The sequence below is a fragment of the Pseudomonas asplenii genome (assembly GCF_001293465.1).
Lineage (GTDB): Bacteria > Pseudomonadota > Gammaproteobacteria > Pseudomonadales > Pseudomonadaceae > Aquipseudomonas > Aquipseudomonas fuscovaginae_B.
In genome coordinates this window covers 1-14105 of sequence record NZ_JSYZ01000015.1, presented here as the reverse complement: position 1 = coordinate 14105, position 14105 = coordinate 1, and the positions used below count along the sequence as shown (strand labels likewise).

At 63.2% G+C, this 14105-nt stretch carries 11 protein-coding genes; 3 read left to right on the top strand and 8 right to left on the bottom strand.

Going from position 1 to position 14105, the window contains the following annotated elements:
* Positions 1-43: 43 nt before the first annotated feature.
* A complete protein-coding gene (gene betB, locus PF66_RS18795) occupies positions 44-1513 on the bottom strand; it encodes a betaine-aldehyde dehydrogenase (protein ID WP_054060907.1) in 1470 nt (489 codons plus the stop codon).
* A 107-nt stretch (positions 1514-1620) separates the two neighbouring features.
* Positions 1621-2214, bottom strand: a complete 594-nt coding sequence (gene betI / locus PF66_RS18790; protein ID WP_054060906.1) for a transcriptional regulator BetI — start codon at positions 2212-2214, stop codon at positions 1621-1623.
* Between the two features lie 477 nt (positions 2215-2691).
* On the opposite strand from betI, the gene PF66_RS18785 reads away from it, so the two are divergent.
* Entirely contained in the window at positions 2692-4644 is a 1953-nt protein-coding gene (locus tag PF66_RS18785) for a BCCT family transporter (protein WP_239688118.1), read from the top strand.
* 350 nt (positions 4645-4994) lie between these two features.
* On the opposite strand, the gene choV is transcribed toward PF66_RS18785, so the two are convergent.
* The 3 genes from choV to PF66_RS18770 form a co-directional block, all read right to left on the bottom strand.
* On the bottom strand, positions 4995-6173 hold the full coding sequence (gene choV / locus PF66_RS18780) for a choline ABC transporter ATP-binding protein (protein ID WP_054060904.1): 1179 nt from the start codon (positions 6171-6173) through the stop codon (positions 4995-4997).
* The gene (gene choW / locus PF66_RS18775) at positions 6170-7015 is read right to left on the bottom strand and encodes a choline ABC transporter permease subunit (protein WP_054060909.1); all 846 of its coding nucleotides are present in this window, start codon (positions 7013-7015) and stop codon (positions 6170-6172) included. Before choW ends, choV begins: the two co-directional genes overlap by 4 nt.
* A gap of 69 nt (positions 7016-7084) precedes the next feature.
* Positions 7085-8032 (bottom strand): choline ABC transporter substrate-binding protein, encoded by a 948-nt coding sequence (locus PF66_RS18770; RefSeq protein ID WP_054060903.1) that lies wholly within the window; start codon positions 8030-8032, stop codon positions 7085-7087.
* Between the two features lie 441 nt (positions 8033-8473).
* Here PF66_RS18770 and PF66_RS18765 point away from each other — a divergent pair, with 441 nt between their 5' ends.
* Positions 8474-9850 carry an L-serine ammonia-lyase gene (locus PF66_RS18765; protein ID WP_054063508.1) on the top strand — a complete coding sequence of 459 codons (1377 nt, stop codon included), beginning with the start codon at positions 8474-8476 and terminating at the stop codon, positions 9848-9850.
* 552 nt (positions 9851-10402) lie between these two features.
* Positions 10403-11506: a GlxA family transcriptional regulator gene (locus PF66_RS18760; protein ID WP_017902435.1), complete on the top strand. Its 1104-nt coding sequence runs from the start codon at positions 10403-10405 to the stop codon at positions 11504-11506.
* A 216-nt stretch (positions 11507-11722) separates the two neighbouring features.
* Here PF66_RS18760 and PF66_RS18755 read toward each other — a convergent pair whose 3' ends face one another.
* The 3 genes from PF66_RS18755 to PF66_RS18745 all read right to left on the bottom strand — a co-directional run bounded on the left by PF66_RS18755 (position 11723) and on the right by PF66_RS18745 (position 14032).
* Positions 11723-11986 (bottom strand): hypothetical protein, encoded by a 264-nt coding sequence (locus tag PF66_RS18755; protein WP_054060901.1) that lies wholly within the window; start codon positions 11984-11986, stop codon positions 11723-11725.
* A 381-nt stretch (positions 11987-12367) separates the two neighbouring features.
* Complete coding sequence (locus PF66_RS18750) at positions 12368-13531, bottom strand: gamma-butyrobetaine dioxygenase (RefSeq protein WP_054063507.1); 1164 nt, start codon at positions 13529-13531, stop codon at positions 12368-12370.
* A 24-nt stretch (positions 13532-13555) separates the two neighbouring features.
* The gene (locus tag PF66_RS18745; protein WP_054063506.1) at positions 13556-14032 is read right to left on the bottom strand and encodes a thioesterase family protein; all 477 of its coding nucleotides are present in this window, start codon (positions 14030-14032) and stop codon (positions 13556-13558) included.
* Between the last annotated feature and the right edge of the window lie 73 nt (positions 14033-14105).

Sequence of the window (14105 nt, the reverse complement as noted above, 5' to 3'; positions counted from 1 at the left end):
CTTGCCCGCGAAAACGGCCTCGCGGGCAATACAGGGCTCGGGGTCAGAACACCGAGACGTAGTCGCCCAGTTCGACCTGTACCGATTTGATGCGAGTGAAGTTGTTCAGCGAGCTGATACCGTTCTCACGGCCGACACCCGACTGCTTGTAGCCGCCGACCGGCATCTTCGCGTCGGACTCGCCCCAGGCGTTGATCCAGCAGATGCCGGCTTCGAGCTGGTGGATCACGCGGTGGGCGCGGTTCAGGTCACGGGTCACCAGGCCGGCGGCCAGGCCGAAGTCGGTGTCGTTGGCGCGACGGATCACCTCTTCCTCGGTCTCGTAGGTGAGGATGCTCATCACCGGGCCGAAGATTTCCTCACGGACGATGGTCATGTCGTCGGTGCAGTCGGTGAACACGGTCGGTGCGACATAGGCGCCGTTGGCGAATTCGCCACCCAGGCGCTCGCCGCCGCACAGCAGGCGGGCACCTTCTTCCTTGCCCTTGGCGATGTAGCCCAGCACGCTTTCCATGTGGGCGAAGCTGACCAGCGGACCGAAGTTGGTGTTCTCGTCTTCCGGGTTGCCGACGCGGATGCGCGCCACGCGCTCGACGATCTTGGCTTCGAAGGCGGCTTTCAGGTGGCTCGGCACGAATACGCGGGTGCCGTTGGTGCAGACCTGGCCGGAGCTGTAGAAGTTGGCCATCATCGCGGTGTCGGCGGCGCGATCCAGGTCGGCGTCGTCGAAGATGATCAGTGGCGACTTGCCGCCCAGTTCCATGGTCACGTCCTTGAGCGACGAGCTCGAGGCGCTGGCCATGACCTTCTTGCCGGTGTCGGTGCCGCCGGTGAAGGAGACCTTCTCGATGCGCGGGTGCTCGGTCAGCCAAGTGCCGACTTCACGGCCGCTGCCGGTCAGGACGTTGAACACGCCAGCCGGCAGGCCGGCCTCGGTGTAGATCTCGGCCAGCTTCAGGGTGGTCAGCGAAGTGACTTCGCTCGGCTTGAAGATCATCGCGTTGCCGGCGGCCAGGGCCGGGGCGGATTTCCACAGGGCGATCTGGATCGGGTAGTTCCACGCGCCGATACCGGCGACCACGCCCAGCGGCTCGCGGCGGGTGTAGACGAACGAGGTGGTGCGCAGCGGAATCTGCTCGCCTTCGATCGCCGGCACCAGGCCCGCGTAGTATTCGAGCACGTCGGCACCGGTGACGATGTCGACATAGCGGGTTTCGGAGTAGGCCTTGCCGGTGTCGAGGGTTTCCAGCACGGCCAGTTCGTCGTTGCGCTCACGGAGGATTTCCACGGCGCGACGCAGGATGCGCGAACGCTCCATGGCGGTCATGGCGGCCCAGATCTTCTGGCCCTTCTCGGCGCTGACCACGGCGCGTTCGACGTCGTCCTTGGTCGCACGCTGCACTTTGGCGAGAACTTCACCGTTAGCCGGGTTGATGGCATCGAACGTGGCATCGCTGCCCGCGTCGGTGTAGCCGCCGTCAATGTAGAGTTTTTGCAGTTCGAAACGGGCCATAGTGTCCTCGCAAGTGCATGAGTGGTTGACGTTGACCGTCGTGCGCGCCACAAGATCGTGACAACGCCGGGCGACAGCCGTTCAGGGGCCGAGCGGTTCTCTGTGCTCTAGCGCTCCTGCTTCGCCAGTTGCAAATCCATGTATTCGTAAGCGATCCGTTGCGCCTGCGCGGTGTCGAAAGCGTCTCCCGACAACGCGCCGCGCAACCACAAACCGTCGATCAACGCTGCCAGCCCCCTTGCCGCGCTGCGTGCCGTGGCAACCGGCAGGACGCGGCGGAACTGGTAACACAGGTTGGAGTACAGGCGCAGATCGTTGATCCGCTGCAACCTGTGCAACGACGGGTGGTGCATGCTGGCGGCCCAGAAGGCCAGCCAGGTTTTCATTGCAGGGCCGTTGACCTGGCTGGCGTCGAAGTTGCCTTCGATGATCACCTGCAGATGCGCCCGCGGGCTGCCATCTGCCAGCGCCTGGCGGCGCGTGGCGACACTCTCGCTCAGGACATTCATCAGGTACTGCATCGTGGCAGCGATCAGGCCGTTCTTGTCCTGAAAGTAATGACTGATGATGCCATTCGAGACACCGGCCAGACGGGCAATCAGCGCAATGCTGGCGTCCCCCATTCCGACCTGATCGACCGCCAGCAGGGTGGCTTCGATCAATTGCTGGCGGCGTATGGGTTGCATACCGACCTTGGGCATCGTGCAGCTCTCCTTAGGCCCTCCGGCAGACGTGTCACGGCTACCGGCATGGGGCCAGTCTATTTTGTTTTGATTGAACGTTCAATCAACAAAGAATAAGATCTGCGACAAATCGTCGCTGCCTACAGGTCTTTCCTACGTGCGGTTGACGGAAAAACGACCTCCGAAAAAACGCCGAACCTGCGGGGTAGACACTCTGCGCAGGCCAGGACGGACATTGCGAACAGGCACGAAAGGCACCCGGCAGCACGGTAACGTCTTGCATAAGGTCCTGGCGCACCGGTTCAGGCGCAATCCACGCAAGTTCGAATTTTTTCGGGGTGTCTTTATATCACCCGCCGGTCGGCTGCCACCAAACCGATTGGCCGGGTGCCGTGTTGCCTTGTGTCTTTCTCTCGCACTGCCTGGAGCATCTGTGCAATGAGTTCTGCCTCTCTTATAAAAACTCCCGCCGAAAAGGTGCGGGTCAACGGTTGGGTGTTCTACACCTCTACCGCGTTGATACTGCTGCTGACCGCCATCCTGATCATCGCCCCGCAAGAGGCCGGCAAAATGCTCGGCGTCGCCCAGGCCTGGCTGTCGCGCAGCTTCGGCTGGTACTACATGCTGGTGATCGCCGCCTACCTGGTGTTCGTCATCGGGCTGGCGTTCTCCTCCTACGGCAAGCTGAAACTGGGCTCCAGACAGGACACCCCGGACTTCAGCTACGGCGCCTGGGCAGGCATGCTGTTCTCCTCGGGGATCGGTATCTCGCTGCTGTACTTCGGTGCTTCCGAGCCGCTGGACCACTTCTTCAACCCGCCCGAGGGCACGCCCGGCAGCAACGAGGTCGCACGCCAGGCGCTGCAACTGACGTTCCTGCACTGGGGCCTGCACGGCTGGGCGATCTATGCCCTGGTCGGCCTGGCGGTGGCGTACTTCGCCTACCGGCACAACCAGCCGCTGGCCCTGCGTTCGGCGCTGTACCCGCTGGCGGGCGAGCGCTGGGTCAAGGGCGCGGCCGGGCACGCGGTGGACGGCTTCGGCATGTTCGTCACCCTGCTGGGGCTGGTGACCAACCTGGGCATCGGCGCGATGCAGGTGTCTTCCGGCCTGGAAAACCTCTTCGGCATGCAGCACAGCAACACCAACCTGCTGATCGTGATCATCGTCATGAGCACCGTGGCGACCATCGCCGCCGTGTCGGGTGTGGAAAACGGCATTCGCCGCCTGTCCAACCTGAACATCGTGCTGTTCAGCGGCCTGCTGATCTTCGTGCTGCTGTTCGGCCCGACCCTGCATCTGCTCAACGGCTTCGTGCAGAACATCGGTGACTACCTCAACGGCGTGGTGCTCAAGACCTTCGATCTCTACGTCTACGAAAACAACGCCGAGAAGTCCGACCGCTGGCTGGGCCTGTGGACCCTGTTCTACTGGGCCTGGTGGATCTCCTGGGCACCCTTCGTCGGCATGTTCATCGCGCGTATTTCCCGTGGTCGTACCGTGCGTGAACTGGTGGCGGGCGTGCTGCTGATCCCGCTGGGCTTCACCCTGGCCTGGCTGTCGATCTTCGGCAACTCGGCGCTGGATCTGGTGATGAACCACGGCGCTGCGGAACTGGGCAAGACCGCCCTGGAACAGCCATCGATGGCGATCTACCAGTTGCTGGACTTCTACCCGGCGGCCAAGGTGGTGATCGGTGTGTCGATCTTCGTCGGTTTCGTGCTGTTCCTGACCCCGGCGGACTCCGGTGCGGTGATGATGGCCAACCTGTCGTGCAAGGGCGGCCAGGTCGACGAGGACGCGCCGCACTGGCTGCGGATCTTCTGGTCGGTGGTGATCACCCTGGTGACCGTCGGGCTGTTGTTCGCCGGCAACTTCGAAGCCATGCAGACCATGGTGGTGCTGGCCGGCCTGCCGTTCTCGGTGGTGCTGGTGTTCTTCATGTTCGGCCTGCACAAGGCGATGCGCCAGGACGTGCAGATCGAAGACGAGCAGGCCGAGCTGGCGGCCCGCGGCCGTCGCGGTTTCAGCGAGCGCCTGAGTCAGCTGGACCTGCAGCCGACCCAGGCGATCGTCCAGCGCTACATGGACAAGCAGGTTACACCGGCCCTGGAAGAGGCGGCGGCGCAACTGCGTAACCTGGGCCTGACGGTGCAGACGCAACTGGGCAAGTCCAAGAGCCTGATCGGCCTGCGGGTGGAAATGGAGGAGGGCAATCCCTTCGTCTATGAAGTGAGCCTGGACGGCTATCTGGCGGCACCGAGCGAATCGGCCCAGGCCGAGGGCGGTGAGAGCGAAGTGCGGACCCGTTACTACCGCGCCGAGGTGTACCTGCACAACGGCAGCCAGGAATACGACCTGATGGGCTTCACCCAGGAGCAGATCACCCGTGATGTGCTCGATCAGTTTGAAAGCCATCGGCAGCTCCTGGGCCGGGTCTACAGCTGAAGGTTGGTTGGGCGGTACAGTCGTTGCACCGCCCAACACCGCTCATCGTCGGCAGATCACGGCCCTCAGGCCTGATGCCCACGCGCCCCACGGCCTGGCGCCCAACATCTCTGGGCCTGGTGCCAGCCCCCTCCCAGCTGACACCAGCCCCCTCTGCCTGGTATCACGTACTGCAGGAGCCGGGCTTGCCCGCGAATGGGTCCTTGAGTCCTGCGTTGCCCTGAAGGTCGCTTTCGCGGGCAAGCCCGGCTCCTACAGTACGTGGGGATTACAGCAGTACGGTGTGGGATCATTTGGGTGCTTCACAAACAGGAACGCCGCGAGAGTCTCGCGGCGTTCCTGCATCTGGCTTAGCCCAGGTTCTTGCCCAGCAACGCGTGATACAGCTCGCTGTCGCCAAGAATCCCCACCACCCTGTTGTTGTCGTGCAGCACCAGCTTGTTGCCGGTCTGGTAACGGATCTGCAGGGCATCGCGCATGCCGATGTTGGAGTCCACCAGGGTCGGGCTGCGACCCAGGGTTTCCACTGCCTGGCCCTGGACCCAGCTCTGCAGGTTCAGGCTGGAACCGTTCTGGCGGGCGCCCTTGACCGTGTTGCCTTCGGCCAGGTCGATCCACGAGTCGCCGCCCGGATCGATGCACACCGAGCCGTTGACGCGCTTGCAGTTGTCCAGGCTGCGCATGAGGCTTCGGCCGCAGAGTACGTTGAGCGGGTTGGTATGGGCGACGAAGGTGCGCACATAGTCGTCCGCCGGATTGAGCACGATGTCCTCGGGCTTGCTGTACTGGATGATCCGGCCGTCCTTCATGATCGCGATACGGCTACCGAGCTTCAGCGCTTCGTCGAGGTCGTGGCTGACGAACACGATGGTTTTCGCCAGCTTGTTCTGCAGGGTCAGCAGTTCGTCCTGCAGGCCCTGGCGAATCAGCGGGTCGAGGGCCGAGAACGGTTCGTCCATCAACAGGATATCGGCGTCCATCGCCAGCGCGCGGGCCAGGCCGACCCGCTGCTGCATGCCGCCGGAGAGTTCATCGGGCTTCTTGTTGCGCCATTGCGCCAGGCCCACCAGTTCGAGCTTCTCGTCCACCAGCTTGCGTCGTTCCTTTTCCGGACGACCCTGCATCTCCAGGCCGAAGCTGATGTTTTCGCGCACCGTCAGCCAGGGCATCAGGGCGAATTTCTGGAACACCATGGCGATGCGCTTGGTGCGCATCATCTTCAGTTCGGCGGGCGTGCAGGAGGCGATATCGATCTGCCGACCTTCATGCTCGACGAACAACTGGCCGCGGCTGACGGTGTTCAGACCGTTGATGCAGCGCAGCAGGCTGGATTTGCCGGAACCGGAGAGGCCCATCAGCACACAGATCTCGCCCTTCTCGATTTCCAGGCTGGCATTCTCGACGCCGACGATCTGACCGGTCTTCTTGAGGATTTCTTCCCGCTTGAGGCCCTTGTCCAGCAACGCGAGCGCCTCGCGCGGGTTCTTGGAGAAGATAACGTCTACCTTGTCGAAGCGAATGATGCTCATGCGTCCCCCTTGACCTGTGCGTCGGGTTGTTTGCAGATACGGTCGAGCATGATTGCCAGCAATACGATCGCCAGGCCGGCTTCGAAGCCCAGGGCGATATCAGCGGTGTTCAGTGCGTTGACCACGGGTTTGCCCAGACCATCGGCACCTACCAGCGCGGCGATCACCACCATCGACAGCGACAGCATGATGCACTGGGTGATGCCGGCGGCGATGCTCGGCATGGCATGGGGCAGTTCAATTCGGGCGAGCAACTGGCGGCGCGAGCAGCCGAAGGCCTTGCCGGCGTCCATCAGTTCCTGCGGTACGTCCTGGATGCCCAGGTAGGTGAGGCGGATCGGCGCGGCGATCGCGAACACCACGGTGGAAATCAGCCCGGGAACCACGCCCAGGCCGAACAGGGTCAGGGTAGGGATCAGGTACACGAAGGTCGGTACCGTCTGCATCAGATCGAGGACCGGACGCATCAAAGTATAGAACACCGGCTTGTGTGCGGCGACGATGCCCAGCGGCACACCGATGACCACGCAGACCAGGGTGGCGAACATCACCTGGGCGAGGGTTTCCATGGTTTCCTGCCAGTACCCCAGGTTGAGGATCAGCAGAAAGGAAGCAACGACGAAGGCGGTCAGGCCCCATTTGCGCTGGATCAGGTGGGCGATCAGCGCGATCAGCGCGATCAGTGCCAGTGGGTTGAACCAGGCCAGCGCGAACGTGACGCCATGGATCATCGTTTCCAGTGTCGAAGCGATCGCATCGAAATAGTTGGCACCGTGTTTGGTCAACCATTCCACGAAGGCGGCGATGTACTGGCCCAGGGGGATTTTCTGTTCAGTCAGCATGGTATCGAACGTCCACATGCAGGGAAATAAATGCCGGTCCGGGCGGGCGACCCCGCCCGGTGTCGGCGGTTATTGCGCGAGCTTGGCTTTCACGGCTTCCAGGCCGGGTTTTCCGTCAATGGTGGTCACGCCAGCCAGCCAGGTATCGAGTACCTGTGGGTTCTTCTGCAGCCAGGCCTTGGCCGCAGCTTCGGGTTTCATCTTGTCGTCGAGGATGTTGCCCATCAGCGAGCTTTCCATGTCGACGGTGAACTCCAGGTTCTTCAGCAACTGGCCGACGTTGCTGCATTCCTGTACGTAGCCCTTGCGGGTGTTGGTCAGGACGGTGGCGGCACCGAAGTCCGGACCGAAATAGTCGTCGCCGCCAGTCAGGTACTGGATCTTGAAGCGCTTGTTCATCGGATGCGGCGCCCAGCCGAGGAAGACCACGGCGGTGTCGCGCTTCTGCGCGCGATCGACCTGCGAGAGCATGCCGGCCTCGCTGGACTCGACCACCTTGAAGCCGGCGTCCTTCAGGCCGAAGGCGTTCTTGTCGATCATGCTCTGGATCAGGCGGTTGCCGTCGTTGCCCGGCTCGATGCCGTAGATCTTGCCGTCCAGTTCCTTCTTGAACTTGGCGATGTCGGCGAAGTCGTGCAGGCCCTTGTCATACAGGGCCTGGGGCACGGCGAGGGTGTACTTGGCGCCCTTGAGGTTGGTGCGCACGGTGTCGACGGTGCCGGCGTCGCGGTAGGCCTTGATGTCGTTTTCCATGGTCGGCATCCAGTTGCCGAGGAACACGTCCATGTTCTTGCCGTCGGCCAGGGACTTGTAGGTCACCGGCACCGAGATCATGGTGGTCTTGGTCTTGTAGCCGAGGGCTTCGAGCACGACGCTGGTGGTGGCGGTGGTGGCGGTGATGTCGGTCCAACCGACATCCGAGAAGTTCACGGTGCTGCATTGTGCCGGTTCTGCGGCCTGGGCCAGCAGGGGGAGACTCAGCATGGCGGCCAACAACAACGAGGGGGAACCTTTCATCGGGGTAGACTCCTATCAGTTTTTTTCTTGGCAGTGTCCAAAGGGACGATTGCGCTTAATTGTTCTGTTGCGGTTGGAGGCGTCGAGGACAGCTCTACCCCCGGTGCCTTGCAATCGAGTCGGGATTGATCATGTACCAGCCTGAAAATGTCGCCTACGGGGTGCGTCGTATCCAGTACAGGGGGGGTCGCATCCAGTGTCGATGAGGTCGCTTACAGACTTTTCGTCGAATTTTTCCGTCTCCTGGACGCAAAAAAACCGCGAAAAAAGCCTGTCGGCGGCGTCTGGCGTTGATGGACAAGATTGCGTCGGTACGAGACGACGAGCACCGATCCAAAAGGCTGATGATGTTTTCATCCCGGCGGATCGCGACTTCAGCGTAGCAGCCCCGCCACCGGGCGCCTGGCCGCCCGGCTCCCGTATCCAGAGGACTTCGCAGTCATGGCAATCAGTGTGTTTGACCTGTTCAAGATCGGCATCGGGCCTTCCAGTTCCCACACCGTGGGGCCCATGCGGGCGGCGGCGTTGTTCGTGCAGGCATTGCGCGGGCGCGACCTGCTGGAGCAGGTCCGGCGGGTCGAGGTGCAGCTCTATGGTTCGCTGTCGGCCACCGGCATCGGTCACGGCAGCGACACCGCGGTGATCATGGGACTGATGGGCGAATGGCCGGACGCGATCGATCCGTCGCAGATCGGCTTGCGCATCGCCACCTTGCGTGAAACCGACACGCTGCTGCTCGACAACCGCCTGCCGGTACCTTTTATCTGGTCGCGGGACATGCGCCTGCTCGACGAGAACCTGCCGTTCCACCCCAACGCCATGACCCTGGTGGTTTTCGGCGAGGATGGCGAGCTGCACCGCGACACCTACTATTCGGTCGGCGGCGGTTTCGTCGTCGACGAGGCGCAGGCCTCCAGCGGCGTGGCGGACATGGACAGCACCGTGCTGCCCTATGACTTTTCCAGTGCGGTGGAACTGCTCGAACTGTGCCGCAAGCACAATCTGCGCGTGGCCGAACTGATGATGGCCAACGAGCGGGTCTGGCGCTCGGAAGACGAGATCCGCAGCGGCCTGATGAAACTCTGGCGGGCGATGCAGGAGTGCGTCGAGCACGGCCTGCAGCACGAGGGCATCCTGCCGGGCGGGCTGAACGTGCGGCGGCGGGCGGCCAAGCTGCACCGCAGCCTGCAGGAGTTGAACAAGCCGAACGTGATCGGCTCGACCCTGAGTGCGATGGAGTGGGTCAACCTGTTCGCCCTGGCCGTCAACGAAGAGAACGCCGCCGGCGGGCGCATGGTCACGGCGCCGACCAACGGCGCGGCGGGGATCATCCCGGCGGTGTTGCACTACTTCATGAAATTCAGCGAGGCGGTGACCGACGCCAATGTCGTCGACTTCTTCCTGGGGGCGGCGGCGGTCGGCATCCTGTGCAAGAAGAATGCTTCGATCTCCGGTGCCGAAGTCGGCTGCCAGGGCGAGGTCGGTTCGGCCTGCGCGATGGCGGCGGCGGGTCTGGCCGAGGTGCTCGGCGCGACCCCGGAGCAATTGTGCAACGCCGCGGAAATCGGCCTGGAGCACAACCTCGGGCTGACGTGCGATCCGGTCGGCGGCCTGGTGCAGGTGCCCTGTATCGAGCGCAACGCGATTGCCGCGGTGAAGGCGATCAACGCCGCGCAGATGGCCCTGCGTGGCGACGGCCAGCATTTCATTTCCCTCGACCGGGTGATCCGCACCATGCGTGATACCGGGGCCGACATGCATGACAAGTACAAGGAGACTTCGCGCGGCGGGTTGGCGGTCAGTGCGGTGGAGTGCTGATCCTTTGGCGCTGTGCCGGTTCGCGGATGAATCCGGCTCCCACAGGTTTGTGGCGTTCATAGTGTCTGTGCTCGCCGCCCTCTTGTGGGAGCCGGATTCATCCGCGAAAGCGCCAGTCGACTCTCCAAAGACTGAAACTGTGCACTAATCGCCCACTCCTCGCCGCCCGCGCCACCTTTTGGCGCGTCGCAAACAGATAACTGGGCCGTTGCCGCCCGCCTTGTCGGCAACGCTTCTCAGATACCCTCCAGCGTGCTTGCGGTGACACTCGCGCGCAGCGCTCACTTCGCCCGAAACACAAGTGCTACCGATCTGCTCAAATCCCCGGGGCACGCCGTCTACGCCAGTTTCCCAGGCCATAACCCGTACGTGCGGCAAGGGCTCTACAGACAGGCCGCCATGTCGTTTTCAGGAGTTATTGAATACGCATTCAAGTTTCGGCATGGCAATTGCTCTGTCATCACAAAGCGCCTTTTCCCACAGGGAACAAGAGCCATACAACAAGAGCCTCCGCCTGAGGCCATAACCCGCTTTGTGTGAGGAGATATCGCGATGACGTCGTTCAACTCCGGGGCTCAGCCTCAGAACCGTGCGCCTCAGTCCATCGGCTTCCTGCTGCTGGACAATTTCACGCTCATTTCCCTGGCCTCCGCGGTCGAGCCGCTACGCATGGCCAACCAGTTGTCCGGTCGCGAGCTGTATCGCTGGACTACCCTGAGCGTCGACGGTGGGCAGGTCTGGGCCAGCGACGGCTTGCAGATCACGCCTGACGCGGCCATGCACAAAGCCCCGGCGATGGACACCGTGATCGTCTGCGGCGGCATCGGCATCCAGCGCACGGTGACCCGCGAACACGTCTCCTGGCTGCAGGGTCAGGCGCGCCAGTCCCGCCGCCTGGGTGCGGTGTGCACCGGCAGTTGGGCGCTGGCCTGTGCCGGCCTGCTCGACGGCTTCGATTGCAGCGTGCACTGGGAATGTCTGGCGGCGATGCAGGAGGCCTTCCCGCGGGTGGCCATGAGCACCCGTCTGTTCACCCTCGACCGCAATCGCTTCACCAGCTCCGGTGGCACCGCGCCACTGGACATGATGCTGCACCTGATCAGCCGTGATCACGGTCGCGAACTGTCGGCGGCGATCTCCGAGATGTTCGTCTACGAGCGCATCCGCAACGAGCAGGACCACCAGCGCGTGCCACTCAAGCACATGCTCGGCACCAACCAGCCGAAGCTGCAGGAAATCGTCGCGCTGATGGAAGCCAACCTGGAGGAGCCGATCGACCTCGACGAGCTGGCGGTCTACGTCTCCGTGTCGCGTCGACAACTGGAGCGGCTGTTCCAGAAATACCTGCACTGCTCACCGTCGCGCTACTACCTCAAGCTGCGGCTGATCCGTGCGCGGCAGTTGCTCAAGCAGACGCCGATGTCGATCATCGAGGTGGCTTCGGTCTGCGGCTTCGTTTCCACGCCGCACTTCTCCAAGTGCTACCGCGAGTACTTCGGCATTCCGCCGCGCGATGAGCGCGTCGGCTCCAACACCGCCCAGCAGGTGGCGATGATGCCGATTCCGCAGGCCATGGTCCTGGCGCCGCTGTCCGGGCCGATGTCGGCCCTGAGCCAGGCGCGCAACGAGTCGACCTTCGCCAGTGTGCGTCTCTAGTGGCCTGCGTGGCTAATTCGCACACTCAAGTCCAGGGCCAGGGGTTTGAGTATTCGAATTAACCGTACAGGCCACTAGGCGCGTGATAAGGGACGCTTGCTGAAAGACACCACGCCCCCGGTTTTCCCGAAACCGGGGGCGCTGTCGTCTGGGGCCGCCGTTCCTGCCTGCGCCCACCGACGGTGGGCGGCCATTGCTCTGGGCAACGGCTGGGGATCAGGCGCGTTTTTGCTGCTGGTATTCGGCCAGGGCCGGCAGCAACTGCTTGTCGATGGCCTGGCGCACGGCCGGCAGGATCGTCGCGCTGCTGGTGTACATTTCCTTGACCATCTTGCGTAGCGCGTAGGCGCGGGCATCGTCCAGGCCGCGTACCGCATGTTCGCATGCCTGTTCGGCGGTGGCGCCGGTGGGTACTTGCAGGCCGAGGGACTTGAGCTGGCCCAACAGGTCTTCCTGGTCAATCAGATCTGCGTACATCATGGCGCTTTTCCTATTCAGGGCTGTTCGTGACTCGATTCTGGTAGGGCATGGGAGTGTCGGCAAGGACAGATTGTCGCGATGTCATAGATGCCTATGAACATGTCGTTTTCGGCAAAGTCGGGGCCCGGGTGAAGGCGCAAACTGATTTCCAGCTAGGCCAGTCGACGGTTTGGTCACCTTCTCGACGCCACTGCTGAAGACACTCTCTCACCCCGATCCTGTCACGGCTTGATCGGGGTTTTTTTTGCCTGTCCTGTCATTACGCCGCGTTATCGTTCTTCGCGGGCAAGCCCAGCTCCTACAAGGCCTGTGTCGTACATGAATGCTGTGCACGACACCGCCCCGTAGGAGCCGGGCTTGCCCGCGAATGCGCCAGGCCGGTCAGCGCTGCAGCACCAGGATGCGCGACAGCAGTTCATCACGGTCGATGTAGCAGCCCTGGAAATGCCGCGCCCCGCTGGCCGGGTCGAAGGCATGGCGTGCGTGCAGCGTGCGGCGGTTGTCGAAGCACCACAGCTCGCCCGGGTTGAGCCGGCGCTGTACCTGGAAGCGTGCTTCGCGGGTCATGGCGATAAAGCGCCGATAGGCCCGGTACAACACCGGCATTTGCGCCATCGGCGCATCGAACGGCCCGCGCAGGAAGTTCGCCATGCGCACCTCGCTGACCTGGCCGAGACCGTCCAGCGCGATCACCGGTGCCAGGCAGCGATAGTCGCTGTGACGGTCCTTGTTGCGAAACTCCACGGGTATCTCGCTCAGTGCCTGGAACGCCGCCGGATCTTCGCGGCGCAACGCTTCGGCAATGGCGAAACCGTCGACGAAGAGGCTCTCGCCGCCCTTGGCCTCGTTGACCAGGCAATGCAGGAACTGCAGCCCCGGTTGCAGCTCGCGGGTCGGCAGGTCGGTGTGCAGCGGCAGGTTGAAGGCGGTGTAGGCGTTGCTGTCGGCATCGGCCTTGGACTGCACGTTGAACAGCACGCCGAAGTTGGTCTGGCGGATGAACGCGATCAGTTTCGCCACCTCCGCCAGCGAGCCGGGTTCGGTGGGCACGCCACGGACCTGGGTCAGGCCGATGTCGCGCAGCGCCAGCAGCCATTGCAGCAGTGCCTGCGGGTCGGCCTTGAGCTCGGCGTAGTCGAATACCGGCAGTTCCAGGCTGCTGTCCCACAGGCGGCTTTTCGGCTTGCCGGCCTGGCGCTCGGCACGTGAGGCGTCATCGTAGGCGTGGGCCCGCAGCCAGCCCGGATCGAAGCGGCTGGCATGGCCGTCCTGCCAGTCGATACACAGGCAGCCGGTGTCGTCGATGCGCGCTGCGGCGGGGGCCAGATCCTCAGGCACGTCGACGATCTCCAGCACCTGCTCGCGGGTCACCGTGTACACGCACTGCGGGCACGGGCAGTTGTCCCGCAGCCATGGGTGATGGAAGGGGCTGACCCGGCCATCGGCCCAGCTCACCCGGACCTGGTCCGCCAGCGTTTGCACGGCGGTCAGGGCACTGATCAGCGGATAACGGCGGTAGTCGGCAAAAGCGGCGGCGGTGTTCACGGCGAGCTCCTTTTCGTTGTGTGGTTATCTCTTGCCAGGCAGTGCGATCACCCGGCCGATGTACTCGGGCATTGGCAGTTCGCTCTGTTCTTCGAGCAGGGCTTGCAGGCGTTCCAGCACGGCTTCGCTGAACGGCGCCGAGCGCGGGCCGGCGAGGTCGACGTGGAGCAGCATCTGTTCGTTGCCGGCCAGTTCCTTGTCGCCGCCCACCAGGTGCAGGCTGTGGTAGAGGTGCAGGCGCTTGGCGTCGTGGGCGATGATCCGGGTGTGCACCTCGACCTGGGCGCCGAGTTTCACCTCGTGCAGGTAGTTCAGGTGCAGTTCCAGGGTGAACAGCGAACTGCCGGTGGCTTCGCGGTTGTCGCTGTCCAGGCCCAGGCGGTCCATCAGGGCATCGGTGGCGTAGCTGAAGATCAGCAGGTAGAAGGCGTCACGCAGGTGGCCGTTGTAGTCGACCCAGTCGGGAATGACGGTGGTGGTGTAGGTGGTGAGGTGGGGCATGTGCAGGCTCCCGAATGTGAATGGATCGCAGTGGGTGTCGTCAGGGCGGGCGCTTTCGCGGGCTCGCCCGCGA

Coding starts and splice junctions, on each gene's coding strand:
- PF66_RS18760 (WP_017902435.1), top strand. CDS start 10,403: ATGACGTCGTTCAACTCCGGGGCTCAGCCTCAGAACCGTGCGCCTCAG.
- PF66_RS18770 (WP_054060903.1), bottom strand. CDS start 8,032: ATGAAAGGTTCCCCCTCGTTGTTGTTGGCCGCCATGCTGAGTCTCCCC.
- betI (WP_054060906.1), bottom strand. CDS start 2,214: ATGCCCAAGGTCGGTATGCAACCCATACGCCGCCAGCAATTGATCGAA.
- choV (WP_054060904.1), bottom strand. CDS start 6,173: ATGAGCATCATTCGCTTCGACAAGGTAGACGTTATCTTCTCCAAGAAC.
- PF66_RS18745 (WP_054063506.1), bottom strand. CDS start 14,032: ATGCCCCACCTCACCACCTACACCACCACCGTCATTCCCGACTGGGTC.
- PF66_RS18765 (WP_054063508.1), top strand. CDS start 8,474: ATGGCAATCAGTGTGTTTGACCTGTTCAAGATCGGCATCGGGCCTTCC.
- PF66_RS18755 (WP_054060901.1), bottom strand. CDS start 11,986: ATGATGTACGCAGATCTGATTGACCAGGAAGACCTGTTGGGCCAGCTC.
- choW (WP_054060909.1), bottom strand. CDS start 7,015: ATGCTGACTGAACAGAAAATCCCCCTGGGCCAGTACATCGCCGCCTTC.
- betB (WP_054060907.1), bottom strand. CDS start 1,513: ATGGCCCGTTTCGAACTGCAAAAACTCTACATTGACGGCGGCTACACC.